Below are 13392 nucleotides of genomic sequence, written 5' to 3'. Positions count from 1 at the left end.
CGGCCGAGTCGATCGAGGGCCGGAGCCATCCCGCAACGGTATGTTCGGGACATGTCGCTCCGGCCCTCGCGCGTGTTCCTCGCGCTCGTCCTCTGTGTCCTCCTGGCCGGGTGCTCCTCGTCGAGCGGCGGTGCCGGACCGGTCGCCACCGCCCGCACGACCGCCGTCGCCACCGAGGCCGCCGCGCCCACCGGAACCTCCGGACTGCCCACCGTGCGGGCCGCCGACCTGCCGCCCGAGGCGCGCGAGACGCTCGTCCTCATCGCGCGCGGCGGCCCGTACCCGTACGCCAGGGACGGCGCCGTCTTCTCCAACTTCGAGCGCATCCTGCCCCGCGAACAACGCGGCTACTACCGCGAGTACACCGTGAAGACCCCCGGCGAACGCGACCGCGGAGCGCGCCGGATCGTGACCGGGCGGGACGGCGAGATCTACTGGACCGACGACCACTACGAGACCTTCCGGGAGGTGATCACGGATGAGGATTGACGATCCCGTCGTCCTCGATCTGGCCGGCGTCACGGACAAGGCCGGACTCATGGACCGGTGCGCCACCGTCCTCGACCTGCCCGACTGGTTCGGCCGGAACTGGGACGCCCTCGCCGACTGCCTCACCGATCTGCCCGAGCCGGTCACCCTCGTCGTCACCGGCTGGCAGGAGTACGCCAGGACGCGCCCGCGCGAGTGGCGGACCGCCCAGGACGTCTTCGCCACCGCCGTCGTTCAGCGCCCCACCCACCTCACGGTCCTCGTCGCCCTGGGGGCGGCCTTCGGAGGATCCGACGAAGCCCCTGCCGCAAGCCTCGGATGAATCGCCCGGGGCTGGTATTCGTACTGGCGTGGGACAATGAACTACGTGCTTTTTCCCCTGGCTGAAATGCCTAGGGGCCGATCCGAACGACTGGGATGTCAGCACGTGCGTTTCCTCAATGACGTCAAGCCGCCCTACGACCTGACGTACGACGATGTGTTCATGGTGCCGAGCCGCTCGGCCGTCGGTTCCCGCCAGGCGGTGGACCTCTCCTCGCCGGACGGAACCGGGACCACGATCCCGCTGGTCGTGGCCAACATGACCGCCATCGCCGGCCGCCGTATGGCCGAGACCGTCGCCCGCCGGGGCGGACTGGTCGTCATCCCGCAGGACATCCCGATCGAGGTCGTCACCGACGTCATCTCGTGGGTCAAGAGCCGTCACCACGTGCTCGACACCCCGATCGTCCTCACCCCCCACCAGACCGTCGCCGACGCGCTCTCGCTGCTGCCCAAGCGGGCGCACGACGCCGCCGTCGTCGTCGACGAGGACCGTCGTCCGGTCGGTGTCGTCACCGACGCCGACCTGTCCGGGGTGGACCGCTTCACGCAGCTCTCCGAGGTCATGTCGAAGGACCTGCTGCTCCTCGACGCCGACATCGAGCCGCGCGACGCGTTCAACACGCTCGACCACGCCAACCGCCGCTACGCGCCGGCCGTGGACAAGGACGGCCGTCTGGTCGGCATCCTGACCCGCAAGGGCGCGCTCCGCGCGACCCTGTACACCCCGGCCACCGACGCCGGCGGCAAGCTGCGCATCGCCGCCGCCGTCGGCATCAACGGCGACTTCGTGGGCAAGGCCAAGCAGCTGCTCGACGCCGGCGTCGACACGCTCGTCATCGACACGGCGCACGGCCACCAGGAGTCGATGATCGCCGCGATCAAGGCCGTGCGCGCCCTCGACCCGCAGGTCCCGATCGTCGCCGGCAACATCGTCGCCGCCGAGGGCGTGCGCGACCTCATCGAGGCCGGCGCGGACATCATCAAGGTCGGCGTGGGCCCCGGCGCCATGTGCACCACGCGCATGATGACCGGCGTCGGCCGCCCGCAGTTCTCCGCCGTCCTGGAGTGCGCCGCCGAGGCCAAGAAGTTCGGCAAGCACGTCTGGGCCGACGGTGGCGTCCGGCACCCGCGCGATGTCGCCATGGCGCTCGCCGCCGGCGCGTCCAACGTGATGATCGGCTCCTGGTTCGCCGGGACGTACGAGTCCCCGGGCGACCTCCAGCACACCGCCGACGGCCGCCCGTACAAGGAGTCCTTCGGCATGGCCTCGGCCCGCGCCGTGCAGAACCGCACGAGCGAGGAGTCGGCCTACGACCGCGCCCGCAAGGGTCTCTTCGAGGAGGGCATCTCCACCTCGCGCATGTTCCTCGACCCGGACCGCCCGGGCGTCGAGGACCTGATCGACTCGATCATCGCGGGTGTCCGCTCCTCCTGCACCTACGCCGGTGCCGGCTCGCTCGCCGAGTTCGAGGAGAAGGCCGTGATCGGCATCCAGTCCGCCGCGGGCTACGCCGAGGGCAAGCCGCTGCACGCCAGCTGGAGCTAGTACCGTCACGTCGTGACGTGAGCGGGCCCCCGGGAAAACCTTCCCGGGGGCCCGTCGTCGTCCCGTACGGTCGCCGCATGGATCATGTGGACCGTACGGAGATCCGGCCCTGCCGCGCCGCCGACCTGCCCCTGCTCGACCGGCACCTTCCCGCGCCCGGGGCGCCGACGCGCCACGCGGACCGGTTCGCGCGCCAGGAGGCCGGGACGGGCACGTACCTCCTCGCCTGGCGGGACGGGGTGCCCGTCGGCCACGGACAGGTCCGCTGGGACGGCTGCGCGGCCCCCGAGGTGCGGGCCGCGGTCGGGGAGTGCCCGGAGTTCAACGGCCTCGACGTACGGGCGGAGCTCCGGGGACAAGGCATCGGTACGGCCCTGATCCACGCGGCCGAAGAGCTGGCGCGGGAGCGCGGCGGGGCCGTCCTGGGGCTCGGTGTGGGGCACGACAACCCACGGGCGGCGGCGCTGTACCGGCGGCTCGGCTACGGGCCCGTCGTCGCCTACACCGACCGCTGGAGCTGGACGGACCCGGACGGACGCACGCACGACGAGGCCGATCCCTGCACCTTCCTGGTCAGGGATCTCGCGGCTCCGGACGCCTGAGCGGGGGTTCCAGGACGCCGCCGAGGGCCTCCGCGACCGCCGCCGCGATCCTGGCGTGGCCCCTGTCGTCCGGGTGCAGTCCGTCCGCCAGGTGCTCCGGGCCGAGCAGGGGCCGTCCCGGGAGCACCAGGAGCCGTGTGTCGCCCTCGGCCGCCAGGTCCCGGCCGGCCCGCTCCATGGCCCTGCGCAGCTCCGTGAGGGTCGCTCCGAGGACGTTGCGGGTGTGCTCGGCCGCCGGGCGCAGCACGGGCGAGACGATCAGCAGCGGGGTGTCCGGGTGGCCTTGGCGGACCAGGCCCACGAAGGCCCTGACGGTGGCGTAGAGCCAGTCGGCCGTCGCGGGCACCGTGGACCAGCAGTTGGTGCCGAACGCGAGGGTGATGACCTCGCCGGGGAGCCGCGCCAGGTGTTCGGCGAGCGGGAGTTCGCCGCGTGCCCCGCCCGCGTACCCGAGGTTCACCGCGTCGAGGCCGAGGAGGCGTCCCGCCGTGGCGGGCCAGGAGTGGGCCGGGCGGGTCGACCACCAGCCCTCGGTGATCGAGTCGCCGTGGACCAGCCAGCGGGGCTGCGCGGGGGCGGGGGAGAGGGCCCCGCCGAGGGCCCGCAGGGCGAGCGGCACCGGCGCCTGGTCCTCCGGGAGGTGGACGGCGAACACGCCGCCGCCCGGGGGCAGCGGGATCGTCACGGTGGCCTCGGGGGCCGGCGCGGCACAGGCCTCGCCGACGAACCGCGTACCGCTCCAGAGGCTGAAGCAGTGGCGGAGTCCGGCGAGCGGGTCGCCGGACGGCGGGACGGCCGCCCGGTAGCGCAGCCGCACCGCGCGCGTGCCGGGGGCGGCCGTGAACTCCATCCGTACGCCGATGGGCAGCGCGGCCCGCTCGGCGATGTCCCACGGCAGCCGTTCCAGGTCGTCGGGATCGGCGCGTACCGGCCGGTTCCCGTCCAGCCAGGCCGTACCGCGCAGGAACGGCGCCGGGTCGAGCCAGCCCACCTGTGCCTCCGATCGGGGGGTCGTCGTGGCCTCGCAGCGTGGGTCATGGGGCATGAGGAGTCAATGCTCGGAGGAGACCGGTTCACACCCCCAATGTGTGGATTCATGCGGGGGAGCGCAATGTTTCCCCGTCTGCGACCCAAGTGCGCAATGATCATCCGGCAGTGCGCAACAACCCTGCATTACGAGTGCGAACCTCCGCCCCTTAGGCTCATGCCTCGTACCAGGAGTGGCGGGGACCGTCTGCTCGGCGGTTCCCCTCCCCCGTGGGCTTCTTTCGTCATGCCCGCGTACCGCTGCGGTCCCACGTCACGACGACAGGCAGCGATAAGGAGCCTCCGCAGTGCTGGACCATGGCGCAGCCCCACCGGCCGAGGAATCGACCACCCGCAAGACCTCCGCTCTCGGCGCACTGACCCGGCGCAAGCCGGTGGAACAGCTGGTCGCAGAGGGTGGGCAGGGCGAGGGTGGCAATCTCCGCCGCTCGCTCTCCATGTGGCAGCTGACCATGATCAGCATCGGTGCCACGCTCGGCACCGGCATCTTCGTCGTCCTCGGTGACGCCGTTCCGAAGGCCGGCCCGGCGGTCACCATCGCCTTCGTCATCGCCGGCCTCACGGCGCTCTTCTCCGCCCTCTCGTACGCCGAGCTGGCCGGCTCCATACCGGTCGCGGGTTCCTCCTACTCGTACGCTTACGCAACGATGGGTGAACTCGTCGCCTGGGTCTGCGGCTGGTGCCTGGTCCTGGAGTACGGCGTCTCGGTCGCCGCCGTGGCCGTCGGCTGGGGCGAGTACCTCAACGAGCTGCTCGACGGCACGATCGGCGTCACGCTTCCCGCGGCGCTCTCCTCGGCCCCCGGCGAGGGCGGTTTCATCAACCTGCCGGGCCTGATCGTCGTCCTGCTCGCGATGGTCTTCCTGCTCGGCGGCGCCCGTGAGTCCGCCGTCGTCAACACCATCATGGTCTTCGTGAAGATCGCCGCGCTGGTGCTCTTCTGCGCCATCGGCTTCATGGGCTTCAAGTCCGGCAACTACGCCGACTTCATGCCGCTCGGCATGGCCGGCGTCAGCGCCGCCGGAGCCAGCCTCTTCTTCTCCTACATCGGCTTCGACGCCGCCTCCACCGCCGGTGAGGAGGCGAAGGACCCGAAGCGTGATCTGCCCCGCGCGATCATGCTCTCGCTGCTCATCGTCACCGTGCTCTACGTCCTGGTCGCGGCCGTCGCCGTCGGCGCGTGGAACTGGAAGGACTTCGAGGGCTCCGAGGCCTCGCTCGCGGCGATCATGAACGACGTGAGCGGTCAGAAGTTCTGGGGCACCCTGCTCGCCGCCGGCGCCGTCATCTCGATCGCCAGCGTCGTGCTCACCGTCCTCTACGGCCAGACCCGCGTGCTCTTCGCGATGTCCCGCGACGGCCTCGTGCCCAAGGTCTTCGGCAAGGTCAACGGCAAGACCGGCACCCCCCGCGTCAACACCGTGATCGTGTCGCTGTTCTGCGGCGCCCTCGCCTCCGTCATCCCGCTGGGCAAGCTCGTCGACGCCACCAGCATCGGCACCCTGTTCGCCTTCGGCCTGGTCAACATCGCGGTGATCGTGCTGCGCCGCACCCGGCCGACCATGGACCGCACCTTCCGTGTGCCGCTCGGCTGGACCTTCCCGATCCTGGGCTTCCTGTTCTGCGTGTACAACATGTTCAGCCTGGACTCGATCACCTGGACGGTCTTCGGTTGCTGGATGGCCGCGGGCCTCGTGTTCTACTTCCTGTACGGCATGCGCCGCTCCCGACTGGCCTCCGCGCCGACCGTGGCAGAGACCTCAGCAGAGAAGTGATCCACCCGTAGTGCGACTCAACGACCTCGACGAACGCATCGTCCACGCCCTCGCGGAAGACGCCCGCCGCAGCTACGCCGACATCGGCTCGCTCGTCGGACTCTCCGCCCCCGCCGTGAAGCGGCGCGTGGACCGGCTCAGGGCCGAGGGCGCCATCACCGGATTCACCGTACGGGTGGACCCGGCGGCGCTCGGCTGGGAGACCGAGGGCTTCGTCGAGATCTACTGTCGCCACAACACCTCGCCGGACGACATCCGGCGAGGTCTCGAGCGGTATCCCGAGGTGGTGTCCGCGTCGACCGTCACCGGTGACGCGGACGCCGTCGTCCAGGTCTTCGCCTCGGACATGCGCCACTTCGAGCGGGTCCTGGAGCGGATCGCGGGCGAGCCCTTCGTGGAGCGCACCAAGTCCGTCCTGGTGCTGTCGCCGCTGCTGCGACGCTTCTCCTCGGGATCGCCCGCGTAGCCCTGCGGGGCGGTCGGCCGTCGGGGCGGTGCGGGCCGTGGTTCCCGCACCGCCCTTCGCCCGCCCACCCCCGTGGGGCGGCCTACTCGGTCGGGTAGACGAACTCCCAGGGCACGACCTCGAAGTCGCCCGTGCCCTTCTCGACCTTCTCGAACGGCGCGCCGCTGACGCACGGCGGCACCTTGTCCTTCTGAGGGTCGGCGGTCATCCAGGTGTAGCCGAGCCGGTCGCCGCCGGGGACGTCGTGCACCGTGACGCCCACCCGCGCCTTCCGGAACTCCTTCACATCCGTCTCGACGACGACACCGGACACGACGGCCACCTTGCCGCCCGTGGTGAGGCAGTCGACCTTCACCTTGGCGTACCCGCCCCAGTCGCCCTTGTAGTGGCTGAAGCGGAAGGTGCCGGTGGCCTTCATCGGATCCTGCCGGTCCTTCTCCGCCAGGTGCGCGTCGAAGGAGAACGTGATGTCGTCCCCGGCCGGGCGGTACAGCTTGGCCGTACCGGTCAGCGCGGCGGCCTCCGAGACGGCGGCCGGGGCCGCGGCGGGGCGGTGGCTGTCGTCCGCCGAGGCGGCGGCCATGCCCCCGGCCCCCAGGGTCAGCAGAACGGCAGCGGAGACGGCGACGATCTTCGTACGGCGGTTCATGACTACGCGGTCCTTTCGGCAGGTCGTCCGGGGTTCCTCCGGACGACCACCACTCTTCCGCGGCGCCCGCCGGACGGCGTCGAGCCGCAGGACGGTTCCGTCTCCGCCGCGCGGCGGAGACGGACCGCGACCCCGGGCGGAGCCGTACGCAACGAATCGCCGTCCCACCGGTCGATCGCGCAACGGTTCGACGGTCGGTCCGCAACGCTGCCGTCTTGTCCCGACCGAGCGTGAAACCGTACCGTTTTTGACGTCTTCCCCCTGTACTCCGACCTCCGAGGATCACGCATGCCCGCGCTGCGCACCGCCCTGCTCCAGAGCTCCGGCGAGCTCGGTGACGTGGCCGCCAACCTCAAGATCCTCGACGAGGCCGCCGGCCGCGCCGCCGCCGCCGGAGCGGGACTGCTGCTCGCCCCCGAGCTCTTCCTCACCGGATACGCCATCGGCGCCGACATCGCGCGCCTGGCCGAGCCGGACGACGGCCCCTCGGCCCGCGCCGTCGCGGCGATCGCCGTGCGCCACGGCCTGGCCGTCGGCTACGGCTACCCGGAGCGGGACACCGAGCAGCACGGGGTCCTGTACAACTCCGCGCAGCTCATCGGCGCCGACGGCGTCCCGCTCGCGCGGTACCGGAAGACCCATCTCTTCGGAGACTTCGAGCTGAAGTGGTTCACCCCCGGTGACCGGGCCGTCGTCCAGGCGGAGCTCGACGGACTGACCGTCGGCATGATGATCTGCTACGACGTCGAGTTCCCCGAGAACGTACGGGCGCACGCGCTGGCCGGCACGGACCTCCTCCTCGTACCGACCGCGCTCATGCACCCCGCAGAGGTCGTGCCCCTGTCCGTGGTGCCGGTCCGCGCCTTCGAGAACCAGCTCTACATCGCGTACGCCAACCGGACCGGCCCGGAGGCCGAGTTCGAGTTCGTCGGGCTCTCCACCCTCGCGGGCCCCGACGGCACCGCCCGCGCCCGGGCCGGGCGGGGCGAGGACCTCGTCGTCGGCGACGTCGACCCCGGCTTCCTGGCGGCCTCCCGCGCGGAGAACCCCTACCTCCGCGACCGGCGCCCGGGTCTCTACGGCCCCCTCGTCTGAGCGGCCCCCTCCCCGCCTTCCCGACCTGCCTCATCTTTCCGTGCAAGGAGTCCGTACCCCATGACGTCCACGGTGCCCACGACCGCCGTCCCCCACAGCGACGGCCAGCCGCCGATCACCATGTTCGGTCCGGACTTCCCGTACGCCTACGACGACTTCCTGGCCCACCCGGCCGGGCTCGGCCAGATACCGGCGACCGAGCACGGCACCGAGGTCGCCGTCATCGGCGGCGGACTCTCCGGCATCATCGCCGCGTACGAGCTCATGAAGATGGGCCTCAAGCCCGTCGTCTACGAGGCCGACCAGATCGGCGGCCGGCTGCGTACCGTCGGCTTCGAGGGCACCGCGACCGAGGGCCTCACCGCCGAGATGGGCGCCATGCGCTTCCCGCCCTCCTCGACCGCGCTCCAGCACTACATCGACCTGGTCGGCCTGGAGACCACGCCCTTCCCGAACCCGCTGGCCGAGGCGACCCCCTCGACCGTCGTCGACCTCAAGGGCGAGTCGCACTACGCCACCACCGTCGACGACCTCCCGCAGGTCTACCGCGACGTGATGAACGCGTGGAACGCCTGCCTCGACGAGGGCGCCGACTTCTCCGACATGAACCAGGCCATGCGCGAGCGCGACGTCCCGCGCATCCGCGAGATCTGGTCGAAGCTCGTCGAGAAGCTCGACAACCAGACCTTCTACGGTTTCCTCTGCGAGTCGGAGTCCTTCAAGTCCTTCCGGCACCGCGAGATCTTCGGCCAGGTCGGCTTCGGCACCGGCGGCTGGGACACCGACTTCCCCAACTCCATCCTGGAGATCCTCCGCGTCGTCTACACCGAGGCCGACGACCACCACCGCGGCATCGTCGGCGGCTCGCAGCAGCTGCCGCTGCGCCTGTGGGAGCGCGAGCCGGAGAAGATCGTCCACTGGGCGCAGGGCACCTCGCTCAGCTCCCTGCACGAGGGCACCCCGAAGCCGGCCGTGACCCGGCTGAACCGGACCGCCGGCAACCGGATCACCGTCACCGACGCCTCCGGCGACATCCGTACCTTCCAGGCGGCGATCTTCACCGCCCAGTCCTGGATGCTGCTCTCCAAGATCGCCTGTGACGACTCGCTCTTCCCGATCGACCACTGGACGGCGATCGAGCGCACCCACTACATGGAGTCGTCGAAGCTCTTCGTCCCGGTCGACCGGCCGTTCTGGCTGGACAAGGACGAGGAGACCGGCCGTGACGTCATGTCGATGACGCTGACCGACCGGATGACCCGCGGCACGTACCTCCTGGACGACGGCCCGGACAAGCCGGCCACCATCTGCCTGTCGTACACCTGGTGCGACGACAGCCTGAAGTGGCTGCCGCTGTCCGCGAACGAGCGGATGGAGGTCATGCTGAAGTCGCTCGGCGAGATCTACCCCAAGGTCGACATCCGGAAGCACATCATCGGCAACCCGGTGACGGTCTCCTGGGAGAACGAGCCGTACTTCATGGGCGCGTTCAAGGCGAACCTGCCCGGTCACTACCGCTACCAGCGGCGCCTGTTCACCCACTTCATGCAGGACCGGCTGCCCGAGGACAAGCGGGGCATCTTCCTCGCGGGCGACGACATCTCCTGGACGGCCGGCTGGGCCGAGGGCGCGGTGCAGACGGCGCTCAACGCGGTGTGGGGCGTGATGCACCACTTCGGCGGCGGCACCGACGCCACCAACCCGGGTCCGGGCGACGTGTACGACGAGATCGCGCCGGTCGAGCTGCCGGAGGACTGATCCCCGTACGGATCAGGGCCTGGTCAGGGGCGTGAGGAGCATCCGTCCCACCAGGCCCACCGAGCGGTCGAGGCGTTCCGTGAACTCCTCGGCCAGCTCGGGCAGGCCGCGCAGCTGCCACAGCGAGCGCGCCGCCAGCCAGGCCCCGTCGCGGGCCCGGTCGAGGCTCCAGCAGCCGAGCAGATGTGTCAGCGGGTCCGCGATCTCCAGGAGGTCCGGGCCCGGCATCAGTTCCTCCCGGATGCGCTCCTCCAGGAGGACCAGGACGTCGCCGACCCGGTCGAACTCGTCCTCCAGGTCGGCGGGCGCGCACTCCAGGACCCGGCAGGTGTCGACCACCGCGAGGGCCAGGTCGTGGCCGATGTGGGCGTTGATCCCGGCCAGCGCGAACTGCAGCGGCCGTACGCCGGGATGGCGGCGGTAGCGGAACAGCGGCCGCCAGCAGGCGGGGGAGGGGCGGCCGGTCGCGGCCGCGTCGACCGCGGTCAGGTACCGCTCGGCGAACCGCACGTCGAGGGTGGCCGCGGCACGCCGGTCGGCGAAGCCGCCCGCCTCGATGGCATGGCCGAGCTCCTCCGTGACGGTCAGATAGACCCGGTTGAAGACGGCGACCCCGTCGGCCGGATGCCAGGCCGAGCGGAACGCCCGCATCCGGTCCACCACGGGGTCGACCGCGAGGAACGGGCCGGGCTGCCGCCCGACCCGCTGTGTCTGTTCGCTCTGCCCGATCTGCTGGGTCTGCGCCATGCGGGCAGGCTCCCAGTCGCCGGGCCCGGGAGGGAACTCCTCCGGCCCGGCTTCCCCAGAACGGGCGAATCACTCAGTTCTTCGACAGCGGTGCGTCGCCGGACGTGCTCTCGTCGCCGGACGTGCTCTCGTACGAGCTGGTGCCGGAGTCGAGCAGCGGCTCCTGCCGCTTGAGGTGGGCCGGCGCGAAGGCCCGCAGCACGTGGTAGCCGGTGATGACGACGATCGTGCCGAGCGCGATGCCGCCCAGCTCGAAGGTGTCCGTGAAGGTCAGCTTCACCCCGCCGACGCCGATGATGATGCCCGCGGCGGCCGGGACCAGGTTGAGCGGGTTGCGCAGGTCGACCTCGGCGTTGATCCAGATCTGGGCGCCGAGCAGGCCGATCATGCCGTACAGGATCACGGTGATGCCGCCGAGGACCCCACCGGGGATGGCGGCGACGACCGCGCCGAACTTCGGGCAGAGACCGAAGAGCAGGGCGAATCCGGCGGCGGCCCAGTAGGCGGCCGTCGAGTAGACCCGGGTGGCGGCCATGACACCGATGTTCTCGGAGTACGTGGTGTTCGGCGGGCCGCCCACGGCCGTCGACAGCATCGATGCGGCGCCGTCGGCGGCGATCGCGGTGCCGAGCTGGTCGTCCAGCGGCTTGCCGGTCATCTCGCCGACCGCCTTGACGTGTCCGGCGTTCTCGGCGATCAGGGCGATGACGACGGGCAGCGCGACCAGGATCGCGGACGTCTCGAAGCTCGGGCCGTGGAACGAGGGCAGACCGATCCAGTCGGCCTGGGAGACCCCGGAGAGGTCGAGCCGCCAGTGGTCGGTGACCTGGCCGCTCGCGGACATCGAGTGGATCTTGCCGAAGACCAGGTCGAAGATCCACGAGATGCCGTAGCCGAAGATCAGGCCGAGGAAGATCGCGATCCGGGACCAGAAGCCGCGCAGACAGACGACGGCGAGGCCGGTGAACAGCATCACGAGGAGGGCCGTCCACTGGTCCTGCGGCCAGTACGTCGCCGCGGTGACCGGGGCCAGGTTGAAGCCGATCAGCATGACGACGGCGCCGGTCACGATCGGCGGCATCGCCGCGTGGATGATCCGCGCGCCGAACCTCCTGACCGCGAGACCGGCGAGGAGGAGTACCGCGCCGACGACGAGGACCGCGCCGGTCACGGTGGCGCTGGTGCCGCCGGAGGCCCGGATCGCGGCGGCGACACCGACGAACGAGAGCGAGCAGCCCAGGTAGGAGGGCACGGTGCCGCGGGTCGCGAGCAGGAAGATCGCGGTCGCGAAACCGGACATCATGATCGCGAGGTTCGGGTCGAGGCCCATGAGTACCGGGGCGACGAAAGACGCCCCGAACATGGCGACCACGTGCTGGGCGCCGAGGCCGACCGTACGGGGCCAGGAGAGCCGTTCGTCCGGGCGGACGACGGCTCCGGGAGCGGGTGTCTTCCCGTCGCCGTGCAAGGTCCAGCGCACGCCGAGGTTCATGAGGTGGCTCCCGTTCTCCGGTTCCGGCGGTCGTGTCGTAACCGCAAAAGATCAGCCACATGGTATGCGCCGCCGGGGGCACGGGACGGTCGCCGGGGTGCGGGTCCCGCTGTCCGCCCGGGCCCGGGACCGCTACCCGACGGGGCCCGGGGCCTTCTCCGGAGCGGGCTTCGTCGGTGTGGCATCCCGCTCGGCGGACCTCAGGACGCCCGCGCCCACGACGAGCCCCAGGGCGAGCAGGGTGACCAGGCCGAACGAGAAGACCAGCGAGGTCGCGTCGGCGATGCCGCCGATCGCCGAGGGGGCGATGAGCCCCGAGGTGTACGTGATGGTGGCGACGCCCGCGATGGCCTGGCTCGGGTTCGGCCCGCTGCGCCCGGCCGCGGCGAAGGCGAGCGGGACGACGACCGCGACCCCGAGCCCGATGAGGCCGAATCCCGCCATGGCGACGGCGGCGTGCGGGGCGACGACGACCAGGGCCCCGCCGAGGGTGGCGACGGCGCCGCCGACCCGTACCGTACGGACCGCCCCGAAGCGGTCCACGACGCGGTCGCCGGCCAGGCGTGCGACGGTCATCGTCAGCGCGAAGGCGGTCGTCGACGCGGCCGCGAGCCCGGCGGAGCTGCCCAGTTCGTCCCGGAGGTAGACGGCCGACCAGTCGAGGCTGGCGCCCTCCGCGAACACCGCGCAGAAGCCGATCGCGCCGATGACCAGCGCGGACTTCGGCGGCAGCGAGAAGCGCGGGGGCGGCTCCTCGTCCGGCGTGCTCCGCATGTCCAGGACGCCCTGGCAGAAGACCAGGCCGAGGGCGGTGAGGGCCAGGGCCGCGATCAGGTGGTGGAGCCGGGCGTCGCCGCCGAGGTGGGCGGCGACCGTACCGGCGGCGGAGCCGATGAGGGCGCCCGCGCTCCACATGCCGTGCAGGCTCGACATGATGGACTTGCCGAGCCGGTTCTCGGTCTCGACCCCGAGCGCGTTCATCGCCACGTCGGACATGCCGGCGGTCGCGCCGAACACGAACAGCGCGGCGCACAGGCCCCAGACGTTCGGGGCGAGCGAGGGCAGCGTCAGGGCGAGCGTCCAGAGGGTGAGCAGACCGCGCAGCGCCGTGCGGGCGCCGAACCGGTGGGACACGGCCCCGGCCAGCGGCATCGCGACGGAGGCGCCGAGGGCCGGAAAGGCGAGCGCGAGCCCCAGCTGCCCCGCGCTCACGCCCGCGTGCTCCTGGATCCAGGGGATGCGGGTCGCGAAACTGCCGGTGACGGAGCCGTGGACGCAGAAGACGGCGGCGACGGCGAAGCGCGCCCGCCGCAGGCGTTCGGTGCTGGTGACGGTCTCCGCCGCCATGGGCCCTCCCTGGGTGGTGTCGTGGCGTTGTCGGGTGGTGCGGCCGTAAACTATC

At 71.4% G+C, this 13392-nt stretch carries 13 protein-coding genes; 8 read left to right on the top strand and 5 right to left on the bottom strand.

Annotation, left to right across the window (positions count from 1 at the left end):
• The first annotated feature begins 51 nt into the window (after positions 1–51).
• From AOK00_RS02800 to AOK00_RS02785, 4 genes are all read left to right on the top strand, one after another.
• Positions 52–489 (top strand): ribonuclease domain-containing protein, encoded by a 438-nt coding sequence (locus AOK00_RS02800; protein WP_055598731.1) that lies wholly within the window; start codon positions 52–54, stop codon positions 487–489.
• Positions 479–811, top strand: coding sequence for a barstar family protein (locus AOK00_RS02795; RefSeq protein WP_055598730.1), 333 nt, complete (start codon positions 479–481; stop codon positions 809–811). Before AOK00_RS02800 ends, AOK00_RS02795 begins: the two co-directional genes overlap by 11 nt.
• A gap of 105 nt (positions 812–916) precedes the next feature.
• The gene (locus AOK00_RS02790; RefSeq protein ID WP_055598729.1) at positions 917–2359 is read left to right on the top strand and encodes a GuaB1 family IMP dehydrogenase-related protein; all 1443 of its coding nucleotides are present in this window, start codon (positions 917–919) and stop codon (positions 2357–2359) included.
• A gap of 77 nt (positions 2360–2436) precedes the next feature.
• On the top strand, positions 2437–2961 hold the full coding sequence (locus AOK00_RS02785) for a GNAT family N-acetyltransferase (protein ID WP_055598728.1): 525 nt from the start codon (positions 2437–2439) through the stop codon (positions 2959–2961).
• Here the strand turns inward: AOK00_RS02785 and AOK00_RS02780 are convergent.
• Positions 2933–4006: a GDSL-type esterase/lipase family protein gene (locus AOK00_RS02780; protein WP_079041810.1), complete on the bottom strand. Its 1074-nt coding sequence runs from the start codon at positions 4004–4006 to the stop codon at positions 2933–2935. The two genes, AOK00_RS02785 and AOK00_RS02780, sit on opposite strands and share 29 nt — an antisense overlap.
• A gap of 289 nt (positions 4007–4295) precedes the next feature.
• Between AOK00_RS02780 and AOK00_RS02775 the strand changes: the two genes are divergently transcribed.
• Both AOK00_RS02775 and AOK00_RS02770 read left to right on the top strand, forming a co-directional pair.
• Positions 4296–5783 carry an amino acid permease gene (locus AOK00_RS02775; RefSeq protein WP_055598726.1) on the top strand — a complete coding sequence of 496 codons (1488 nt, stop codon included), beginning with the start codon at positions 4296–4298 and terminating at the stop codon, positions 5781–5783.
• Between the two features lie 10 nt (positions 5784–5793).
• Entirely contained in the window at positions 5794–6249 is a 456-nt protein-coding gene (locus tag AOK00_RS02770) for an Lrp/AsnC family transcriptional regulator (protein ID WP_015032260.1), read from the top strand.
• Between the two features lie 82 nt (positions 6250–6331).
• Here AOK00_RS02770 and AOK00_RS02765 read toward each other — a convergent pair whose 3' ends face one another.
• Positions 6332–6898, bottom strand: a complete 567-nt coding sequence (locus AOK00_RS02765; protein WP_055598725.1) for a hypothetical protein — start codon at positions 6896–6898, stop codon at positions 6332–6334.
• 288 nt (positions 6899–7186) lie between these two features.
• On the opposite strand from AOK00_RS02765, the gene AOK00_RS02760 reads away from it, so the two are divergent.
• Together AOK00_RS02760 and AOK00_RS02755 are read left to right on the top strand one after the other, a co-directional pair.
• Positions 7187–7993: a carbon-nitrogen hydrolase family protein gene (locus AOK00_RS02760; RefSeq protein WP_055598724.1), complete on the top strand. Its 807-nt coding sequence runs from the start codon at positions 7187–7189 to the stop codon at positions 7991–7993.
• Positions 7994–8053: 60 nt separating this feature from the next.
• Positions 8054–9751 (top strand): flavin monoamine oxidase family protein, encoded by a 1698-nt coding sequence (locus AOK00_RS02755; RefSeq protein ID WP_055598723.1) that lies wholly within the window; start codon positions 8054–8056, stop codon positions 9749–9751.
• A 12-nt stretch (positions 9752–9763) separates the two neighbouring features.
• Here the strand turns inward: AOK00_RS02755 and AOK00_RS02750 are convergent, their stop codons facing one another.
• From AOK00_RS02750 to AOK00_RS02740, 3 genes are all read right to left on the bottom strand, one after another.
• On the bottom strand, positions 9764–10498 hold the full coding sequence (locus AOK00_RS02750) for a DUF5995 family protein (protein ID WP_301554181.1): 735 nt from the start codon (positions 10496–10498) through the stop codon (positions 9764–9766).
• 73 nt (positions 10499–10571) lie between these two features.
• Positions 10572–11990, bottom strand: a complete 1419-nt coding sequence (locus AOK00_RS02745; RefSeq protein WP_055598722.1) for a uracil-xanthine permease family protein — start codon at positions 11988–11990, stop codon at positions 10572–10574.
• A gap of 132 nt (positions 11991–12122) precedes the next feature.
• Positions 12123–13337, bottom strand: a complete 1215-nt coding sequence (locus AOK00_RS02740) for an MFS transporter (RefSeq protein ID WP_055598721.1) — start codon at positions 13335–13337, stop codon at positions 12123–12125.
• Positions 13338–13392: the final 55 nt, after the last annotated feature.

The sequence above is a fragment of the Streptomyces aureus genome (assembly GCF_001418135.1).
GTDB classification, from domain to species: Bacteria; Actinomycetota; Actinomycetes; order Streptomycetales; family Streptomycetaceae; genus Streptomyces; species Streptomyces aureus_A.
Note: the sequence above shows the minus strand (reverse complement) of the source record. Positions and strands in the feature narration are given on the sequence as shown.

Excerpts from the sequence above, each read along its gene's own strand:
- AOK00_RS02800 (WP_055598731.1), top strand. The coding sequence starts at position 52 with ATGTCGCTCCGGCCCTCGCGCGTGTTCCTCGCGCTCGTCCTCTGTGTC.
- AOK00_RS02795 (WP_055598730.1), top strand. The coding sequence starts at position 479 with ATGAGGATTGACGATCCCGTCGTCCTCGATCTGGCCGGCGTCACGGAC.
- AOK00_RS02785 (WP_055598728.1), top strand. The coding sequence starts at position 2,437 with ATGGATCATGTGGACCGTACGGAGATCCGGCCCTGCCGCGCCGCCGAC.
- AOK00_RS02780 (WP_079041810.1), bottom strand. The coding sequence starts at position 4,006 with ATGCCCCATGACCCACGCTGCGAGGCCACGACGACCCCCCGATCGGAG.
- AOK00_RS02765 (WP_055598725.1), bottom strand. The coding sequence starts at position 6,898 with ATGAACCGCCGTACGAAGATCGTCGCCGTCTCCGCTGCCGTTCTGCTG.
- AOK00_RS02760 (WP_055598724.1), top strand. The coding sequence starts at position 7,187 with ATGCCCGCGCTGCGCACCGCCCTGCTCCAGAGCTCCGGCGAGCTCGGT.
- AOK00_RS02755 (WP_055598723.1), top strand. The coding sequence starts at position 8,054 with ATGACGTCCACGGTGCCCACGACCGCCGTCCCCCACAGCGACGGCCAG.
- AOK00_RS02750 (WP_301554181.1), bottom strand. The coding sequence starts at position 10,498 with ATGGCGCAGACCCAGCAGATCGGGCAGAGCGAACAGACACAGCGGGTC.
- AOK00_RS02745 (WP_055598722.1), bottom strand. The coding sequence starts at position 11,990 with ATGAACCTCGGCGTGCGCTGGACCTTGCACGGCGACGGGAAGACACCC.
- AOK00_RS02740 (WP_055598721.1), bottom strand. The coding sequence starts at position 13,337 with ATGGCGGCGGAGACCGTCACCAGCACCGAACGCCTGCGGCGGGCGCGC.